Raw genomic sequence first — 225 nt, 5'->3', positions numbered from 1 at the left:
CCCCCCCCGCGCGCAGGACTGACCAACGGGGTGGGCTCCATGTCCGACACGCAAGCACCTGCGATCGAGCTGCGCGGGATCTCCAAGGCCTTCGGACCGGTGCAGGCCAACAAGGACATCTCGATCCGGGTCATGCCCGGCACCATCCACGGCATCATCGGCGAGAACGGCGCAGGCAAATCCACGCTGATGAGCATCCTGTATGGCTTCTACAAGGCCGACGCG

General features: G+C 65.3%; 1 protein-coding gene. It reads left to right on the top strand.

What is annotated here, in order from left to right:
• Nucleotides 1-39: 39 nt before the first annotated feature.
• Nucleotides 40-225 (top strand): ATP-binding cassette domain-containing protein (locus H2O73_RS24530; RefSeq protein WP_182110867.1); only part of this gene is annotated, 186 nt, incomplete at its 3' end.

The organism is Vibrio marinisediminis (assembly GCF_014050145.1).
In the GTDB taxonomy this organism is placed as follows: Bacteria; Pseudomonadota; Gammaproteobacteria; order Enterobacterales; family Vibrionaceae; genus Vibrio; species Vibrio marinisediminis.
Note: the sequence above shows the minus strand (reverse complement) of the source record. Positions and strands in the feature narration are given on the sequence as shown.